At 61.0% G+C, this 19,549-nt stretch carries 12 protein-coding genes; 3 read left to right on the forward strand and 9 right to left on the reverse strand.

Annotated features, from left to right (window positions below):
* Positions 1 to 1,090: 1,090 nt before the first annotated feature.
* The 3 genes from FXY94_RS02680 to FXY94_RS02690 all read right to left on the reverse strand — a co-directional run bounded on the left by FXY94_RS02680 (position 1,091) and on the right by FXY94_RS02690 (position 10,095).
* Positions 1,091 to 2,401: an RHS repeat-associated core domain-containing protein gene (locus tag FXY94_RS02680; protein WP_016663478.1), complete on the reverse strand. Its 1,311-nt coding sequence runs from the start codon at positions 2,399 to 2,401 to the stop codon at positions 1,091 to 1,093.
* Positions 2,402 to 3,118: 717 nt separating this feature from the next.
* On the reverse strand, positions 3,119 to 3,556 hold the full coding sequence (locus FXY94_RS02685; protein ID WP_016663479.1) for a hypothetical protein: 438 nt from the start codon (positions 3,554 to 3,556) through the stop codon (positions 3,119 to 3,121).
* Complete coding sequence (locus FXY94_RS02690; protein WP_147594875.1) at positions 3,532 to 10,095, reverse strand: DNRLRE domain-containing protein; 6,564 nt, start codon at positions 10,093 to 10,095, stop codon at positions 3,532 to 3,534. Before FXY94_RS02690 ends, FXY94_RS02685 begins: the two co-directional genes overlap by 25 nt.
* 268 nt (positions 10,096 to 10,363) lie before the next feature.
* Here FXY94_RS02690 and FXY94_RS02695 point away from each other — a divergent pair, with 268 nt between their 5' ends.
* Positions 10,364 to 10,579 (forward strand): hypothetical protein, encoded by a 216-nt coding sequence (locus tag FXY94_RS02695; RefSeq protein ID WP_147594876.1) that lies wholly within the window; start codon positions 10,364 to 10,366, stop codon positions 10,577 to 10,579.
* Between the two features lie 80 nt (positions 10,580 to 10,659).
* Here the strand turns inward: FXY94_RS02695 and FXY94_RS02700 are convergent, their stop codons facing one another.
* The 6 genes from FXY94_RS02700 to FXY94_RS02725 form a co-directional block, all read right to left on the reverse strand.
* Entirely contained in the window at positions 10,660 to 12,261 is a 1,602-nt protein-coding gene (locus tag FXY94_RS02700; RefSeq protein WP_016663482.1) for a Na+/H+ antiporter NhaC family protein, read from the reverse strand.
* 117 nt (positions 12,262 to 12,378) lie between these two features.
* Complete coding sequence (locus tag FXY94_RS02705; protein ID WP_016663483.1) at positions 12,379 to 13,173, reverse strand: sulfite exporter TauE/SafE family protein; 795 nt, start codon at positions 13,171 to 13,173, stop codon at positions 12,379 to 12,381.
* 22 nt (positions 13,174 to 13,195) lie between these two features.
* The gene (gene gdhA, locus FXY94_RS02710) at positions 13,196 to 14,536 is read right to left on the reverse strand and encodes an NADP-specific glutamate dehydrogenase (RefSeq protein WP_016663484.1); all 1,341 of its coding nucleotides are present in this window, start codon (positions 14,534 to 14,536) and stop codon (positions 13,196 to 13,198) included.
* A gap of 139 nt (positions 14,537 to 14,675) precedes the next feature.
* The gene (locus FXY94_RS02715) at positions 14,676 to 15,902 is read right to left on the reverse strand and encodes a glycerophosphodiester phosphodiesterase family protein (RefSeq protein WP_016663485.1); all 1,227 of its coding nucleotides are present in this window, start codon (positions 15,900 to 15,902) and stop codon (positions 14,676 to 14,678) included.
* Positions 15,903 to 16,022: 120 nt separating this feature from the next.
* Entirely contained in the window at positions 16,023 to 17,291 is a 1,269-nt protein-coding gene (locus FXY94_RS02720) for a phospholipase D-like domain-containing protein (RefSeq protein WP_016663486.1), read from the reverse strand.
* A gap of 3 nt (positions 17,292 to 17,294) precedes the next feature.
* Positions 17,295 to 18,320, reverse strand: a complete 1,026-nt coding sequence (locus FXY94_RS02725) for an ornithine cyclodeaminase family protein (RefSeq protein WP_016663487.1) — start codon at positions 18,318 to 18,320, stop codon at positions 17,295 to 17,297.
* 66 nt (positions 18,321 to 18,386) lie between these two features.
* On the opposite strand from FXY94_RS02725, the gene FXY94_RS02730 reads away from it, so the two are divergent.
* Together FXY94_RS02730 and FXY94_RS02735 are read left to right on the forward strand one after the other, a co-directional pair.
* Positions 18,387 to 18,926 (forward strand): NADPH-dependent FMN reductase, encoded by a 540-nt coding sequence (locus FXY94_RS02730; RefSeq protein ID WP_084813912.1) that lies wholly within the window; start codon positions 18,387 to 18,389, stop codon positions 18,924 to 18,926.
* A 10-nt stretch (positions 18,927 to 18,936) separates the two neighbouring features.
* Positions 18,937 to 19,539, forward strand: a complete 603-nt coding sequence (locus FXY94_RS02735; RefSeq protein ID WP_016663489.1) for a GNAT family N-acetyltransferase — start codon at positions 18,937 to 18,939, stop codon at positions 19,537 to 19,539.
* Positions 19,540 to 19,549: the final 10 nt, after the last annotated feature.

Genomic DNA, 19,549 nt, shown 5'->3' on the forward strand with positions numbered 1-19,549 from the left:
ACAGCTAACACCCACACCCGGCAGAGGCAACCAACCAAGCTCGCGCCCAGCAAGCATCGGCCCGCCAGGCCGAGAATGCGAGGGCTGCGACGTGATCCGCTGCAGCCGAGACTCGAATTGCTTACTTTGCCGCATCTAGATTGCCTAAATCCATATTTTGGATACTGAAGTGGAATTTACTACCGAGACCCTGTTTCAGTTTTGACGTGATAAACGGATCCACCATGCCGCAAGTGACACTACCCTAACGCTTCCACGATTCTCTGCGCTGCGCGACTTACAGCATTAGCATCTAGCGGGTCACGGCTAGCATCATATATTACCTGTTCTACCTGCTCACTACTGATACCCTCTTGAACGTTATTGCAAGAGTATCTGTAAATAGCATTCGCCTCGGTAGAGTAGACAGACGACGAACTTTGCAGAATAAATTCGGGGAGGTCTGCTGGATTTTCTTCGGTCAAAATTTGCATTATTATCTTTCGCACCTTACGGAAGGTTAATCTATTGCTCTCAGCCCACATAAGTGCTCCTAATTCTTACTCAGCCACCAGGACATTAGCGGGAGCCTACCCCTCATCGACATTCCAGCACCCCGTACCCCGATGGGATGCGCTCCCCAGCGACTATTGGCACCGGCCACACAATCGCACTTTTATGCGCCGCACATCTCAAAGTCTGGTCCACCCGAGCAGAAGTAGCTCAAACACTATTGCCGCGACCAGAGAGATCACCGTCAGGACTATCGAACGAGTGCACACTGATGTCACAAGCGATGTACCTAAAGCGACACTCAGGCTCTTCACAAGGGCTAACCATATACCACCTTGTGAAAATTTCTTGTCCTCTTTCAAAAGGAACTCGTACCCGGTATACGCCAACAAAATACTGGCCACTACCGTTACCGCGATTGAGACGGGTGTTAACCCGTCGGGAAGTGTGCGAAGAGTCACATAAGTAGCAGAATCTATCAAAATAAGGAATCCATGAAATTTACTGCCTTCTCCGGACTCTTCTGTGGGCTCCAAGTCTTCGTCTTTTGGCTCACTAGCCATTTTGCCTGACACCTCCGTGCGCCTACTATTCATGGCTAACCGGGAAGCCTTCCAGAGATCCTTCCCGTTGAGCTTGTGTGCAGAGCCTTTAAGTAAACCCATGAAGTCCTCCAATAGAGGATGGAATATTTCGCCCTATACTGAAGAAATGAGTATCCGCGGTACCAGTACTTCATGACACCACCTTTTCCGCACTCTTTATACTCGGTCCATATCCAGAAACTCTTCTTTTGTAGTTGGTCGATGCCAATCCCCGAGGGTGCAACCCGTTGTGCCCATTTTGGCAACTTCTTCCATAATCCAGTTTTTTGAAGTATTTTTTTGGGACCTAAAGTCTGCCCGAAGATGAGCGCAGAGAGCCATATTTCTTTTGCATTGTGCCATTTTCCAGTGGTTTGCCGGCGCGTTTTGGATACCTGTGGCCGCGAGTTTCCCTTTTTTCGTTTACAGGCTTCCTTTCCTGACTGGTCGCACATATTGATGGGGTCGGTGGGATAGTTGTATGCCGTGGAGTTGCCGCCGGGGACGGGGTCTGTGGAGGTAAAGGTCCCTGTCGCCTGGTTGTAGAGGCGCACGCCCATGAGGGTGAGACCCGCGGTAGCATCACTCGCCGCGCGTCCTTTCGCACCAAGCCACCCACACCCAACCGGGCCCGCAACCGTACTCGCCTGGCCGGAATCCGCGAGCTCGCCGTACTCCTCGTACCCAGCCCAACCAGCGATCGTCTCCGCAGGGGTGCCCGTGACCGCGGTCGCGGAAATGGGAACGGTCGTGGCAATATCGCCATAAGTACTCGACAAAGCCAATTCTGCCGCACCGTCGGTCTTGATATAGGCTCCGATATCCCCACTAATCGACCCCGCAAACCGGGTCGTCTCCACAAGCCCGTTCGGCTGTGTCACATCCACCCAAGCCGGGTTGTCACTATCATCGGCGTAATGTCGCGTCGTCGTAGTTGTCCCCGCCGGTGTAACCGTGGTTTGGCGCCCAAACACGTCATACACATACCCGCCCGACGGACGATCAGCAGTGTCATAGATAAGTGTTTGTGTCTTCCCCGTCGTGGCGGTCCCGGCCAGCGGGCCGTCCGCGTGGATTCTTTCACTCAGCCCAGCACGAGCACCCTTCGCAGTGAACGTGTACTCACGCACCACATACGGCGACACTGTCGCATCCCCCACCGGCAGGCCAGTCAGATCCTCAACCTTCGCGAGATCACCTGCCTTGTCGTAGGTGTAACGATGATCGAAATCAAGCGGGCTCGCATCAAGCACCTCCGTCACATCCACATCCGGCGCCAGCCCCGCCGTCGTCGCTATCGCAGACGCACACAACGATAGATCCATGACCCCGCTCGCTACAGGAGCTCCGAAACTTTCAACAGCACCCACCCAACAACTTCAAAGAAAACTGTCCCATATAAAAGCTTTCTGTCAAGAGAAGTCTTGTCGCTAGCTCGGTCGACCCAATGCGCTTTACAATGTACGAATTTGGCGAACAACCCAAGCTCCTTGGGGGCATTGAACATGTCGACAACAGTATCAGCAACAAATAGTGCGAGCGAGATACAAACCGTGACGAGCGTCAAGAATTCAACACATTCACCCAATTTAGCGGGTCACTCTCCACAGCGCGAACGACTGGAGTCTAACAATACCCGCAGTCTTAAATGCCCCCCGGTGCGCATACCCTCTGCGGTATCTGCTTCCTACTCTTCCCAAGCGGGCTCTCGCTGTAGTACCGAAACTACAAGTCCTTCGTGCGCGACTGGTCCTAGGCCGACATGAGCGGCTCAGACGGTGCCGTGCGGTAATTCTCGACCGCGCCTTTCCCACTAACGATTTGCCCCCTCCGCTTCTAACTTGGCGACTCCCAACCAACGCACTCGCGCTAAATATCTATCATAAAGAACATTTCTTACCGCACACGCCACTACGAAATTTCCACCTTTTTCAACGCTTCCGCTAATCTCAAAATGCAGTTCGCTTTAAGGCAAACTCGCCGCTCTACCTGCATGAAAGGCTACAACACCCGTGTAACAACTTTTGATATTAACAGAAAGACTAGAGTCGCACAATAGAGGTGGGAAATAATGCATCTACTTCCGGAATCTCCACATATCTGCCATCCAAAAAATCCAGAATAAGAAAGTTGTATGATGGGAAGAACCTGCGCTTGCGCTGACCAATGAGGTACTCGCCTTTGGTGCACATTTCTGCAATCGCGAGAATGTCCTCCACTACCTCAATAAACATCTCCTCGCTCCAAGGCGACGGCACCGGATAAACAAGACCAAACTCAAGAAACGAGAGCCGGAAAAGGTTTTCGTTGTACCTCACCGAGAATTGCGGTCCATATTCGTTGTCCACGTTCCAGACAACGAACTCGCCGTTTACTGACGCATTAACTCCGAGCGACGAACTTAAGCGCTTCGTAGCAGGCTCAATGATTGAGCGCACCAGGTCCGACAATCCACTTAGCCCTTCTTTCGAAAATTCCACGTCTCCACTTCCTTGCCTGTACGATGGTTTCGCCAACCGCCCCATTTGCGTTCAAAGTGGAAAGAGCCACGGTTGCGCAATTTCTTCTTTGCGGAGGTTGAGAGACGCTTGTAGTGCTTTAACGACGGTCCACCCGATATACGCCACGGCGCACCCTTGGAGGTGCGACCAACTCTCAACAGATTATTCCCATTCCGCACAAACTTTGTGAAAGAGAAAAAGCCAAGAGCCCCGCCTCCTACTACGGAACTAGCCAATCCCCATTTTGAAAATGACTTTCGTCCATAGTGCTTCGACAGATATCCAGCGCCGGCAGCCACTCCTCCGACGATAGCGCCGCAAACAACACTAACTCCGCATGCAAACATACCCCCGATCGCGAGTACGGTTGCGCCACCCCCTACTACTTTCCTCCAATTGCGCTTCCACCAGCCTTTTTTGCCGTCGAGGTCGTGCTGGTTGATGGGGTCTGTGGGGTAGTTGTATGTCGTGGAGTTGCCGCCGGGGACGGGGTCTGTGGAGGTGAAGTTTCCTGTCGCCTGGTTATACAAGCGTACGCCCATGAGGGTGAGACCGGCGGTGGCGTCGGTTGTTGAGCGTTCTTTCGCGCCTAGCCACCCATACCCAATCGGACCCCCAACCGTGCCTGCTTGCGTGGGGTCAATGGCCTCGCCGTATTCCTTGTACCCAGCCCAACCAGCGATCGCCTCCGCAGGAGTATCCGCGGTCGCGGTCGCGGAGATTGGCACAGTGGTGACGATGTCACCGTGAATATTCGGCAACGTCAACTCCGCGACACCGTCGGTCTTGATGGTCGCGCCGAGATCCCCACTAATCGACCCCGTAAACCGGGTCGTCTCCACGGCACCGTTCGGCTCCTTCACGTCCACCCATGCCGGATTGTCACTATCATCGGCGTAATGCCGCGTCGTCGTAGTTGACCCCGCCGGTGTAACCGTGGTTTGGACGAGCCTGCGAGCAGAGACATCGAGCGTGAACGTTGTGGTGGTGTCGCCTTGGGTGATCTTTTGCGGCAAATCACTATCGAAATACGCGAGGCTAATATTCCCCTCACTGGGGTTCGGAGCATGTGCTGCCGGGAGCGTGGTCTGGCGGCCGAAAAGGTCATACACATACCCGCCCGTCGGGCGATCAGCAGTGTCATAGGTAAGGGTCTGTGTCTTGCCTGTGGTTGCTGCACCGGTCGGGGTGCCGTCAGCACGGATTGTTTCTTTCACCCCAGCACGAGCACCCTTCGCAGTGAACGTGTACTCACGCACCACATACGGCGACACTGTCGCCTCCCCTACCGGCAGGCCAGTCAAATCCTCAACCTTCGCAAGATTGCCTGCCTTGTCGTAGGTGTAACGATGATCGAAATCAAGCGGGCTCGCATCAAGCACCTCCGTCACATCCACATCCGGCGCCAGCCCCGCCGTCGTAGCGATAGCGGTCGAGAATGTCGAGGAGTCTGTGCGAACACGACCCGACACGTCATTAGTCTGCGACCAGGAGAACCACACGCCAGGCGCAGCAACTCCGGTCTCAGGGTCCGTGACCCGGCCGGTGTAGGTGAGGCCGGTTTCTTCGCCTGCTTCGTTGAGTTCGTGGGTGACGGTGATGCCGCCGGGAAGTGTCTCGGTGGTCATCGCACCCGCGGCGTCATACGCCGCAGCATACGTCAGAGGTGAGGATGAGCCACGGGTCACGGTTTGTTTCGTGACCAGACCGCGCCGCTCTGCTTTCCCATTCGCATCGGTGCCGTCATATTCAAACGAGGTCACGCCCTTGCCGTCATCGACCGAGGTCACACGGGCTTTCGCGTCATACGTCGTCGTGGTGACGTCCCCCAGCTGGTTTGTCGAGGTGATCTGTTTGCCCCACGCGTCGTAGGTGTAGGACTGTTTCGCACCCGCGATACCAGTACCAGCACTGTTCGCGACACCGACGGCGTCCACAAGGCCCGTGGCCTGGTTGTACTGGGTGAAGATCGCATCCATCGGCACCGATCCCGCGAGTCCACTCGTGGAGGTTTTCGTGTAGATAGCGCGGCCTGCGGCATCGTATTTCACGCTCGAGGTCCGCGTCGCGGCACCAGATGTCTCCACGGTTGTAGTGGGGGCGAGCCAATAGTCATACCCGGTGACCTTGCTGCTCGGCATACTCGGCCCCTCGCTTGGGGCAGAGGCTGGGAACGTGCGACACACCTCCCCCGCCCAGGCTTTAGCCTGCGCCGTGTTGCCACAGGAAGCATCCGCAGCATTGGGCCCTGCCGTGTAGTAAATGGTGCGAGTCGTGCCTGCATCGTCACCGTTCGAGGTCGGCGCGATCGTGGTGACAACTTTGCCGCGGGGATCAAAGATCTGTTTTGTCACGCGGCCGGCGTTGTCGGTCACGGTGGTCGGTGTTCCGAGAGTCCAGCCCGACGTCGGTGAGGTCACGGCCGAGCCGTCAAGAGGGTTGTAGCCGTTCTTTATGGTCGACACAGCCTCCACCACGCTCACCGCGTCCGGGCCACTACCTGTCGTGACCGCATCCGAGATCACGGTCGTGGCAAGCGAGTACGGCTGACCGGTCGCGGCATTGATCCCGTTATTGGGTGCTCCTTCGTCATAAATCGTGCGTGAATGCGGTCGCACCCTGGCTGTGGAGCCGTCATTGAGCATGACGTCGCGGGCAGGCCCGAACGTCTCCTCGACACGAGACCCGGCGGGCACGAGCACATTGCCTGCAGTGTCTTTAATTTCTGCGTTGTAAACGGTCTGCTCGGACAGGTCATCCACCTGGGCCTGCGACATGTCCGGGTCAGCGAGGGTCGTGTTGACTGCATTCTCGTCGAGGGTGCGGACCACGTTGCCCTTGGCGTCATACCACGTGGCATCAATCTGCCACGCACCAGCGCCGTAGCTGGCCGTGTTGATCGTGTATGCGTCCGCGTTGATGTAACTCAACGAGGCGTACTGCATGTCCGCAGCCGGAACGTCTTTGCCTACGAGGGCATTCACGGGATGGTCCGAGCCGAATACGGCGTAACCGTTGACTGGGACCTGAGCGTCAAACTCAGGCGTGCCGTCGGCCTCTTTCACCCATGCCTTCACACCCGCACGTGACAGATCCGGCAACCCGGCCCCGCTGGTGGCAACGTTGTAGACGATGGATGCGATCTGGACGGGAGGGGCGCCGGTAGTTTGCCCGTCCCGCTGGACGTTCTTCACCATCATCGTCGGGATCGAAGGGTCAGGGTTGGGTGCGTAGTTCATCGTGTAACCCGCAAGACCACTCGGGGTGATCGTCTTGAGCCTGGTCGATGCTCCATCCCACGTGTAGGTGGTCTTGAGCCCTGAGCGCACATCCGTCACGCTCGAGAGCCTGGTGAGTGAGTCGTAAGTGTAGGTCGTGACAGGTGTGGTCACCATTTGGTTCGTGGCAGGGTCAAACAGTGTCGCTGATGCTTTTGCAAGCCGCTGCACGCTCATTCCGTTCGGGTCCGTGACACTGGTGTAGGCGAGCTCTACCGCGCGGCAGCCAGGCTGCAACACGCCCGAAGGAGGGCACGCCCCGGCTGCAAGACCATCAGGAAGCGGCGCAACGATACGCGTCACCACACCAGTGGTCGCGTCGTAACCGAACGTGGTTGAGGACCCATCCCCCACCGCGGCGATCGACACCGGCCTAAAGTCAAGATTCTTACCCGCACCACCAGTCGTAGGTTGGAATGTTGTCACGGTCCCATCGTCTTCAGTCACGACGAGGGTGGGGGCCGCCGCTGTACCAGTGATCTTTGCCGTTACGCCGGAGAGTTCCGTGTCGGTCGTTCCGGGCACGAGGGTGCCGGTGACCGTTTCGCGTTTACCGGAAGGGTTGACGAACACGAGCGCGTCGCCGTCTTCCCCCATGAGAGCGATCGACCCGTCACTCATGCGCTGATCAATCACTTCCACGCCGGCGAGACCAGCGGAGTCGTCGCCTTCCAGGTTTGCCGTGAACCCGGGGCCGAAGATGCCAGTGACAGGGTCCACTGGCCACGCTTTCACATCGCCACTACCCGTAAACGATAGGTGCGAACGCGACAGCGTAGTATCTGACCCGTACCCGGGGACAGTGACGTCCGTGTCGGAGGTTTGAAACTCACCCGTGTAGAGAGCGACCTGACCGGTTTCGACATCCGTGGTTGGGTAACCGTCGCCGAAAGCGTGTGGGACGCGCACCACCACAGTCGGCGCAACACCACCGGTACACATGGGGGTCTTCACACCCGAATAGGTGAAGCAGACTTGGAAATCCATGCGCACCGGACCACGCGAAGCTTTGTTCGCCGCCGCAAGTGCCGCGGCTGCGTCAAACGTGCCGGTGAACACGGTCTCTTTGCCCAGCGCACCCGTCACAGCAGTGGCACTACCCGCGTTGATCCAGGTGTCGTTGCTGCCCGACGGGCGCCACTGCATTTGCGCAGAGACGGTCATCTCGTTCGCGGTGCGTGGTGGTGCTTTCGCGAGCACCTTGAACTCGCCGTTAGATGCCTCGAGCCGTCCCGGGGAATACAAGGCCGGGCCGCCCCACCCGGCAGTGAACACGCCAGCATCGGACGTCAGGCGTGATGCTGTGGACACGCGGGCTCTGATTTGGTGCCCGCCCGCCGTCTTTGGCAACGACACCGTGACGCTCTTGCCCGCAGTCACCGCAACCGTCGCCGCTACCGTAGCCCCATCAATCCGGTAATCAAGCTGCACGGCCTGGTTATTACCGGTGAGCACTGGTGCAGTGATCGTGCACGGCACATTTGCGCCCGGCACATTCGTTGTCCATGATCCATTGCTGTAGCTCTGGCAGGTGATGGTTGGTGCGGCAGGCTTCGCCTGGGCGGTCTTGATCGTTTTCCAGCCCGACCACGACGCGCTCCACACGCCCAGCTCATCCACGACCTTCGCACGCACATACAGCGTCTTGTTATCAGGTAGATCAGCCGGAAGCGTGCACGAGAGCGTGGAACCTGACGCCCCAAGACCAGTCGCACACTTTGTCACAAACGAATCCGTCGTGCCCGCAGTCGAGGTATGCACCTCGATATTCGCTCGCATCGAATTCCCATCCGGATCCGTCCCTACCGTCGACACAACCGGGCGTTTCGAGGCCACATACGTGTCTGCACCATAGGTGGTGGTTCCGGCAACCGTTGGCACTGCTGCCACGTTCGGTTTGCGGTCGTAGGTGAACACGATCGAGGGAGGTGTGGTCGATTCCATCGACGCGAAACGCTTCCACCCGTTCACATCTGTCTCGGACGCAGCCTTCAACGCCAACGATGCGCTACCTGCGCTCGAGGTTGCCCATGACTGCGCGAGACCAGTGATCGGAATACTCACCCAGCCCGCAGCACACGACGAACTATGCCCCTTCGCAACTGTCACGCTGCCCTGCTTAGCTACCAGGCCCGGCTGCGCACGCCACCGCACCGCCGAAGTTGCGACCGCGTTCGTCGACCACACCTCCAACGCCGTCGGCCTGCACGAATACGACCACGACTCATACAACTTCAACGACGCCGACTGAACCTTCAACCCTTTAAACGATGCCGTCGAAAACGTGAGAAACGATCGAGCTTTCGCAGACCCGTCATACGTGCCAGCCTTCAACTCTCGCTCACTCGAACGATCCGACGAAACATTCGACTGCACGAACGCGTCAAACGTCGGCCGCGTGGTCGCAGACGCATACACCGGATCCACCGTCACCGGAAACACACGTGCCTCATCGAGCAGCCACTCCCGCGACAGTGACAACCGAAGCGTCACCGCCGTCGCTTCTTGCTCCACGAGCTGCACACTCACACCCGTGTGCTGTGTGTGCTCGCGACTCTTCACGTCCACGAACGCGTCCCATGCCATCGGGGCCTCGAAACGAGACACCACGTTCCCAGCCGCATCAACGAATTCGACACGCTCACCTGTGATTTCGCGGGCCGTCACACCCTCTGGGATCGACAACGGCACATCCCATGTCACCAGCGAACCCGATTGGTCCGCAGCATAAGACTCGGCAGCGGTGCGGTCCGCAATAATGAACGACTGCTCGAACCCATCGCGCGTCGCTGTTACCTGAAGATCAATCCCCGGCCACGCTTTCGCATACGTTGCCGTCGGCCCCTCCACACGCGGTGCACCAAGCGAATCCGGCCACGTCACCGCGATCTGCGAATCCGCTGCCCCACCTGACAGCGACGCTACCTCAGCCGGTTGAGCATCTGTGCCCTTCACCTCACCCGCCAACACAACCCCCTCGGGCACTGACGTGGGAGCAAGCGAACCATCCGCCTTCTCAACCAGATCAGTATTGAATGAGGTCCATTCACCCTTATCGTTCTTGAACCGCACCGGGGCCGCGAACTGCTCTGTCGTCACCGACCCATCCGCATTCACCCACGTGCTCGAGGACTCCGACCGTTCCGCCGTCACCTCCACACGCTTGCCCGTCGCTCGGGCCTGGATCACAGCCGACGGAAAATCAACCACACCACCCGAGGTGGGAGTGGCCTGCTCCACAGGCGAAGGAGAAGGGGCAGGAGTGGTATCAGCCCAGGCCTGCGATGCAGGCACCAAACCCGCCGACACCAACGCCGCCGACACCCCATACGCCGTCAACAAAACAGCACGACGAAACACACGATTACTAGACCAGCCACCCACGCGAGAATCCTCTACTCACTTGCAGCATCACTGCTGCTCCCGTAACGCCCCGAAGAGGGAGTCAGAGAAACTTTACTGCCACGTAAAAGGAGCGAGAAGCGGACTTAAGTCCCCTCAAGGTTGAATGACGTCAGCTCTTTGGGTGGGCTTCGATGATGATGTTGTCGGTGCTGTGTCTGCTGGCGGGTTGGCAGCAGGCGGAGAGGGGCGTTTGCCAGCTGGATTTTGTGATGGTCTCCGTGGTGCCGTTGCCGTCGACGTAGGCAGTGTCGCCAGTTTCCACGGTTGCCGTTACCTGGTTGAGGTGACGGGTGTCGAGACCGGGATGCTCGGGGCATGATTTCTATCCTGAACTCGACAAACAGTGCCGAGCTCAGGCTAGAAATCGAGTCCTCACAGAGTCTTGCCCGTCGGTGAATTTCAGGCTGCGCCAGCGGCAACACCTGAGTTCACGGATCGTTCACCACGGCTGCGCGAGCGCAGCACGAGGGCCGCGGCGACGAGCACAAGAAGCATCACGGCGAAGCCCGCGAGCGCCATCCCCGTTGCGGCGAATACGACGTAACCCACGAGCGAGGATCCGGCCGCGACGAGCGCGTAGGGAAGCTGGGTGTTCACGTGCGTACTCACCTTGCAGCCGGCGCCCGTGCTCGACAGGATCGTCGTGTCGGAAATCGGCGAGCAGTGATCGCCGAACACACTGCCGGCGATGACCGCGCCGAACGCCGCGACCAGAAGCTCATTGCCTCCGGGAGAAGCATTCATGAGCTGGCCCGCGAGCGGCAGCAGAATGCCGAAGGCACCCCACGAGGAGCCGGTCGCGAACGCCATGAGACCGGCCATCACAAACAGGATCGGGACGAGCCAGTGGGCCGGGAGGTTCACGTTCGCGACGACGTCGGCGAGGAAGCTGCCCGTGCCGAGATCGCCGATGACTGCGCCGAGCATCCACGCGAGAAGAAGAATCGAAATCGCGGGAAGCATCGACTTCGCACCCTGGAAAGCGCCACCGAAACGCACGGTCGAGGAGAAGACCGGGTTGGAGAGGGTGTAGCGGTACAGGTAGTAGAACGCGACGACGAGGCCGATGATGCCGCCGACGTTGAGGGACAGCGCCACGTTGGCGTTGGCCATCGTCGAGAAGAGATCCCACGCGCCGGCCTCGATGCCGCCGGTGACGTACATTCCGCCCACGACACCGAGAATGAGCAGCACGAACGGAACGAGCAGCGCGCGCTTCGCGCCCGGTTCGTGACGCGGGAGCTTGTCGGTCGCCTGACTGGGCGCATCCTTCTCATCGGCGTGCACGCCGTCGCCGGCGAAGGCCCGCTCCTCTTCCTTACGCATGGGCCCGAAATTGAGCTGCCAGGCGATCACGAGCCACAGAAATACGAGCGCAGCAACCGCGTAAAAGTTCATGAGTGCGGCGCGCACGAAGGCCTCGACCTCGCTCATCTGCAGTGCGGAGGCCGCGAGGATCGGGGCCATGATGCCGATGAGGGAGGCACCCCAGCTCGAGAACGGGATGAGCACGACGACGGGGGCCGCGCCCGAATCGATCAGGTACGAGAGCTTGGCGCGCGAGACGCGTTGCCGATCCGAGATGGGCCGTGCGATCTGCCCCACCGAAAGAGCGTTGAAGTAGTCGTCGATAAAGAACGAAAGGCTCAAAAGGCCAGTGAGAATTTGGGCCCCGCGCCGTGTCTTCACGCGCTTTTCCACCCAGTCCGAGAACGCCGACGTCCCGCCGGCCATGAGGACGAGAGACGTGATCGTGCCGAGTTCGAGCAGGAAGGCGATGATGAGGATCGTGTACCAGTTCAGCCCGCCGTCTTCCCACACGAGTCCGAGGGCAGCCTTACCGACCTCGCCAAGCGAGCCGAGCGGAGAAAAGTCAGCGATCAGTATCGCGCCGGCCACGACGCCTGCGAAGAGCGATATGAGCACACGTTTCGTCACGATCACGAGGAGAATCGCGAGGATCGGCGGAACGAGGGTGAGGATCGGGTAGGTCTCTACCACTGGGACCTCCTAGGCGTGTCGCAAACGCAGGAACACCCCCACAGTAAACGCCGTTGTCCCGAGGGGAAAGTGGAAAGGTCCCCGAGGTGATCCATACGTGGTGAAGGATACGAATGCTCACGCAGTCGCGAGCGTCAGCACCCCGACGCCCGCGAGGAGCACCGCGAAAAGTGCCGTGAGACTCGAGGGCCGCGCCTTCGCCGAGAGGGGCCCACCGGCCATCCCCCCGAGCACCGTTCCGGCCGCAAATATGAGTACCGACGGCCAATCGATATGCGTGGGGGTTCCGATCCTCGCGAGCAGCGCCGCGGCGGACGTCATGATCATGACGAGCAGGCTCGTGCCCGACGCCGCACGCATCGGCAGACCGAGCGCGATCACGAGCATCGGCACGGCAAGAAACCCTCCACCGACGCCGAAAAAGCCCGTGAGCAGCCCCGTGGCGCTCGCGGCAAGCACAAGGGCAAGCCGAGACGGTTGGGATTCGGGTTCCGACGGTTGCCCAGCAAGCGTCGGCCCCCTCTCTTTCACGTTCTCTTCGAGCCTCGTCGTGTAGGCGCGGCGCGCCATGACGATAGCGACGATGAGTAAGAGTGCACCGAAGCTGAGCATCAGGGTTCGCTCGGGCACGAAAAGGGAGAGTCGCGAGGCGAGGGCGGCGCCGACGATGGCAACGGCGCCGAAGGTGAGCCCCTCCCTCCAGCGGACATTGCCCTGCTGTGCGGGGTGGCGGAGCGCGACGATGGCGGTGAGGCCCACGACGACGAGCGAGGCACCGGTCGCGTCGTGGGGCGCCATGCCGAGCACGAACACGAGCACGGGGACAGAAAGGATGCCTCCACCCGCGCCGAGGGCACCGACCACGAGGCCGATGCCCACACCGATCACCGCCGCGAAGGCGACGGCGTTCATCGCGCCACCGCGAACTGCACGCCTAGATCACACCAAAATCGAGCATCGCGTCAGCAACCTTCACGAAGCCCGCAATGTTGGCGCCCACAACGTAGTCACCGGGGCGTCCGTACTCTTCGGCTGTCGCGGCGCACGTGTCGTGGATGTTCACCATGATGTCGGTGAGGCGCTTTTCGGTGTCCTCGAACGTCCACGAGTCCCGCGCGGCATTTTGCTGCATTTCGAGGGCCGAGGTTGCCACGCCTCCCGCATTGGCGGCCTTGCCAGGGCCGAAAGCAATGGTGGCCTCCTGGAAAAGGTCCACGGCTTCAGGGGTCGAGGGCATGTTCGCGCCCTCGGAGACCGCGATGAGGCCGTTCTTGAGGAGCGTCTTTGCGCTCGCGGCGTCGAGCTCGTTCTGGGTGGCGGAGGGGATGGCGATCTCGCCGGGGACGTCCCACACGTTGCCACCTTCGACGAACCGCGCTTTGCCGCCACGACGTTCGGCGTACTCGCGGATGCGGCCGCGCTCGACCTCCTTGATCTGCTTGAGCAGGTCGAGGTCGATGCCCTCCTCGTCGACGACGTAGCCGCTCGAATCAGACGCCGTGATAGCCACGCCGCCGAGCTGCTGGGCCTTCTCAATGGCATAGAGCGCGACGTTGCCGGAGCCGGACACGAGCACGCGGCGACCTTCGAAGTCGAGACCTTTCGCCTTGAGCATCTCGTTCGCGAAGATCGCGGCGCCGTAGCCGGTCGCCTCCGTGCGCACGAGCGAGCCACCCCAGTTGAGGCCCTTGCCGGTGAGGGTGCCGGCATCGAAGCGGTTCGCAAGCCGCTTGTACTGGCCAAAGAGGTAGCCGATCTCGCGGCCGCCCACGCCGATGTCGCCCGCGGGGACGTCGGTATCGGGGCCGATGTGGCGGAAGAGTTCGGTCATAAACGACTGGCAAAAGCGCATGATTTCGGCGTCAGACTTGCCGTGCGGGTCGAAATCGGAGCCGCCCTTGCCGCCGCCGATCGGGAGGCCGGTGAGGGAGTTCTTAAAGATCTGCTCGAAGCCAAGAAACTTCACGATGCCGAGGTTGACGCTGCGGTGGAAGCGCAATCCCCCTTTGTAGGGGCCCAGTGCCGAGTTGAACTCGATGCGAAAGCCGCGGTTGACCCGCACCTTGCCCTCATCGTCAACCCAGGGGACGCGGAAGATGATCTGCCGTTCCGGTTCGGCGATGCGCTCGAGGATCGCGGCTTCGGCGTATTCGGGGCGCCGAGCGTGGAGCAGTTCGAGCGATTCGAACACCTCCCTGACCGCCTGGTGGAATTCGCTTTCGCCGGGATTGCGGCGCAAAACGGCGTCAAGGGTCGCATCAAGTGAAGTGGCCATCGATCATCCTTTGTCGTGAGTGTATGCAGTCGTCTTCGTACACCTCTGTCGATACTGAGTGGTAAAGGCGCTCTTGAAAACTTACACGCCGCGGCCATCTTTCGGGAAGTCGCGGTCTCAGGATGAGAGACGCGACGCTTTAGCGGGCCGCGAGCTGTTCGATCGCCCAGCGGGGATCATCCGTGGAGATCGACTCGGGGCGGAGCTCGACGGCCTTTGCGAGCTGCTCCTCCGTGTTCACCGTCCACACGTTGATCTTGTAGCCACGCGCGTGCGCTTCCTTCGCGGCCTCGGGGGTGAGACCGTCCACGCTGCAACTCAGCCACGTGCAGCCGAGCTCCTCGAGCGTGTCCCACGTCGACTCCTCGACCGCATTCACGAGGAGACCGAGGCCCACGTGCGGGGCAACCTCGTGCACAGCCGCGAGAGCCTCGGGGACGAACGAAATGACCGTGTCGCGCTCGCCGTGCCCCGGGCGTTTATCGTGGATGAGCTGCGCCGAAGCCGTGGCGGCCGACGCGACCTTGACCTCGACATAGAGTTCGAGGTCCTCCATCGCGAGAAGCTCCGTGAGGAGCGGAACGCCGTGGCCACCCTGGAGTGACACCTGTGCGAGCTCGGCGTTCGTGAGGTCCTTGATCGCGCCTTTTGCGGGAATAGAAGCTGGATCGGCCATGCGGTCGATCGTCTCGTCGTGCATGATGATCGGCGTGCCGTCGGCGCTCAGGTGCACGTCGCATTCGACGACGCCAGCGCCGTCCGTCTTTGCCTGGCGGAAGCCCGCGAGCGTGTTCTCGGTCGTCACGAGCGCTGCTCCGCGGTGGCCAACGATCACGGGTCGGTAGCCCTCGACCGCCGCGACCTCGACGCCTTCGGCATGCGATGCTTGCGGCGGGCGCACGGCGGGCGCTTCCGTGACCAGAGCAGGGGCACCGGTTCCAGAACCCTGCGCGGGGACGAAATGGTCGATGCTCGCGAGAACGGTACGGAGGCCGTGGTCGGCATCCTCCGTCATCGCGCGGACCTCCTCGCCCCTGCTGAGCCCGCTCATGACGGTCGGGTCGATGCACTCAACGATGCTCTGCTCGTAGCTCTCCCCCGCGCGCACGACGACGTTGCACGGCAAAAGCGCCCCCATCGACGGATCGGCGTTAAGAGCGCGCCTCGCGAGCGCCGGGATGCACGCACCGAGAATCACATATGGGCCGAGCTCGGCGCCAGCTTCAGCGCCGATCTTGTTGGAGAGGGTGCCCTGCATGTTCAGTTCGTACACCACCCCGAAGCCTTCCTCGGCGAGGGCGTGGCGAACCGCCTCAAGGGCAACATCGAAGGGCGCCGAGACCTGCACTCGGTGCGTGTACTTCACGGGAAACTCCTTTTTCGTGGGGCGTGTTCACGCATGTCGACCGCGCGTGATCGGGCCAGGCTAAGGTGGCAATTCCACGGGCGGTTGACGCGACGGTGGCCTACAGGTGAACGAGCCGCGTTACATTATGGGGCGCAGCGGAACGAGCAGCTTCTCGGTAACTTTCTCGATTCCTGCGCGCGCCTTCCACTTCTCGGGATCCACCTCGAAGCAATCCTTGAAGTCGGCCTCAAACACTTTCTCGAGAGCCTCGGCGAATGCCGGATCGGCAACCTCGAGGTTGGTTTCGTAGTTAAGCGCAAGTGAGAGCCGGTCAAGGTTGGCGGTTCCGACGGTTGCCCACATCCCGTCGATCGTCGCGATCTTCGAGTGGTTCATCGCGGGCGTGTAGAGGAAGATGCGCACGCCAGCGTCGAGTAGATCCTGGTAGAAACCCCGCGCGACCCAGTCGACGACGACGTGGTTGGACTGTTCGGGGAGCATGAGACGCACATCGACCCCGCGCGCGGCAGCGGCACGAAGCGGCTCAAGGAGCTTACCGTCGGGAACGAAGTACGGGGTCGAGAGCCAGATGTTCTTCTGGGCGCGCTCGATGGCCGCGAGGTACATGCGGCGAATCGGGTAGACGGCCTGGAGCGGGAGGTTGGGGTGGACCTCGACGCGCGTATTCCATGCGTTTGGCGCGATCCAGTCAATGCGTTCATCGGCGCGACGATCCTCGTTCCACACGTTGACGAACGCCTGGCGCAGCTCCCACACGGCGGGCCCCACCTCGCGCACGTGGGTGTCGCGCCATTCACTCTCGTAGGCATCGCCGATGTTGAAGCCGCCCACGTACCCCACCTCGTCGTCGACGACGAGGACCTTGGAGTGGAGCAGGCCGGTCGAGCGAACCGGAGCACGCCAAAACGACCCCGAAATGGGGTACATGCGGTGAACGTTGATGCGCTCATCAAGTTGCTCGAAGAACTGGCGAGGAACCACGAGATTCGCGAAGACGTCCCAAATGAGGAACACATCGACTCCGCGCGCAGCCGCGTTGTTCACGGCGTCCATGAAGCGCTGGCCTACGCGGTCTCCCTTCCAGATGAAGGTCGCGAGCATAACCGTGTGCTCGGCATTGTCGATCGACTCGATCATCGAATCGTAAAGTTCCTCGCCGCTCGTGAAGATCCTGATGTCGGACTTCTCAACACTCGAATCGAACGTCCCGGGCTTGGGCGCACGGCGCTTCTTGCGCCCGCGTTTTGTGTAGGCGTCCATGGCGAGGAGGGTGCCCACGGCGACTGCTTGAGATGCGGCAATACCGGCAGTCGTCGCGAGTGCAGCCCGCCTGGCGATGCGCTTGCTGCGCTCAATAACGCTCAGCTGTGCGGTGGTTTCACTCATGCCTCAATCCTCGCAACTCTTCCTGAAGCCTGCGTTCCCTTCCGCGTGTCGGGCTACCGCGGCGGCCACGACGAGATCCTGCCAGCTCATACCCACGGTCGTCACGACCGTGGGGGCACTCGGAGCGTTCGTCTCAACCTTCGCGGCGGCCTCATCTCCGAGAAGCGACTTCATGCTTATGGGCGCGCCTTCGGTGAGGGATCCGTCGGCGATCGCGCGCACGACATCCCCGTTCTCGCGCAAGGCGACCGCCTGATCCTCGACGATCACGCGGGCACGTCCCATCGTCTCGGCGGGAACCTCGCGGGTCTGCGGTGTATGGGCGCCGACGGCGAGCACGGCCGCGTGCGGCTGCACCCACGCATCGTCAAACACCGCCTCCTTTGCCGCGCTCGCGCACACGATCACGTCGGCGGCCTCGACGGCAGCGCGGCAGGCGTCGGAACCTGCCTTCACCGTTCCAACGTCGCCTGCACTCCCGCCCGCGCCCACCGCGAGCGCGCTTTCACTCACGTTTTCCGGGCTGCGCACGGCGTAGGTGACAGACCCGAGAGCGTCGAAGCCCACGCCCCCGCTGCCGCACTCATCGGCGAGCGCCCGCACGAGCCCCTCCCCCTGAACTCCCGCGCCGAAGGCGACGACGTTCGGCCTGAGCGTGACGTGCGCGGCGATCGCGCGTAATGCCGGGCGTGCCGCGGCGATGGCCACCGCGGGCGTGCGAAGCGCGGTGAGGGCGATCCCGTCGACGAGCGAGCGCGGCGTCAGCGTCTGCGCGTCGCACAGCAGATACGTGCCCTGGATGAACGGGAGAGACTTGTCCGGGTTGTGCGGCGCAAGGGTCAGTATTTTGATGCCGGCATCGTCACCGACCCTTGAGGGCATCGTGAGGAATTCGCCGGTCCCGACACTCGTGAAGGTGCGTTCAGGGTCGCCTGCCGGATCGAAGCCCGAGGCGAGAGCTGCCGTCAGGGCGTCAGCGGCAGCGCGATACCCGAGGGCGAAAACGTGCTCTGCGGTGTAGTTCTTCATGTTCTCACTGTGTCATGCGTGACTTAGCACGGGCCGAATTGAGAGGTTGAGGCGTAACCTCGACACATGCCCACGTTATTGATAATTCACGGAACTACGCGTCCATCGCGCTCGGGGATCCTCGTGTCACGCGCACTCGAAAGCCTTGCGAAGGAGACCACGACCTTCGACGTCGAGTTCGCGGATCTCAAGGACGTTAACCTGCCCTTCCTCGACGAGCTCGACCACCCCCGATCCGGGAACTACGAGCGCCCGCACACGCGTGCGTGGGCGGCCACCGTCGCGCGTGCTGACGCGATCGTCTGGGCAACGCCCCAGTACAACGGCTCGTTCTCGGCGCCACTCGAGAACGCGATCGACTACCTCGCGGCGGAATGGGAAGGCAAGCCACTCGGCATCATTGCGTGGGGCTACTCCAACGGCGGGCTCGATGCGGCACGCGCGCTCACCCCCGTCGCCGCATCGCTCCGGATGGACCTCGTGGAGCCACTGCTCGGCTACACGAGCTACGGCGCTGACCTGAAAGACGGAAGCCTCACCGTGAGCGAGGAATGGAAGCGCAACGCGACAACTCTCCTCAAAGGGCTCGAAGAACGCGCGGCGTAGGATGCTCCGCATGCCCACTTCACCCCTTCGCCTCGCCGGCGACTTCGTCGTCCTCGAACCGCTCTCACTCGACCATCTCGAGGGACTCAAGGACGCGGTGAACGACGGCGAACTATGGAAGCTCTGGTACGCAAACATCGCAAAGCCCGCAGAAATGCGCCAGGACATCGAGAGGCGTCTCGACCTGTGCGAAGCAGGCTCGATGCTCCCCTATACCGTGATCCGTAAAGTCGACGAGGATTCCGGCTACATTGCCGGGATGACGAACGTCATCAACATCGACCGGGCGAACCGGGTCGCCGAGATCGGCGCAACCTGGTACGCGCAGAGCGTGCAGGGCACCGCGGTGAATCCGGAAGCGAAGTTCCTTCTTCTCCGGTATCTCTTCGAGGTCGAGAAGCTTCAGCGCGTTGAGCTGCGCACCCACACCTTCAACAGGCACTCACGCGCGGCGATCGAAAAACTCGGCGCCACCTTTGAAGGGGTCATGCGGCGCCACCGAGTTCTCAAAAACGGCACCACACGCGACACGGCGCTGTACTCGATCCTCGACCACGAGTGGCCCACCGTGCGCGCACACCTCGAATACCGGCTCCAGCGCGCAGCGCAGTAGCCCGCCCGGG

The sequence above is a fragment of the Dermabacter jinjuensis genome, from assembly GCF_902381725.1.
Taxonomy (GTDB): domain Bacteria; phylum Actinomycetota; class Actinomycetes; order Actinomycetales; family Dermabacteraceae; genus Dermabacter; species Dermabacter hominis.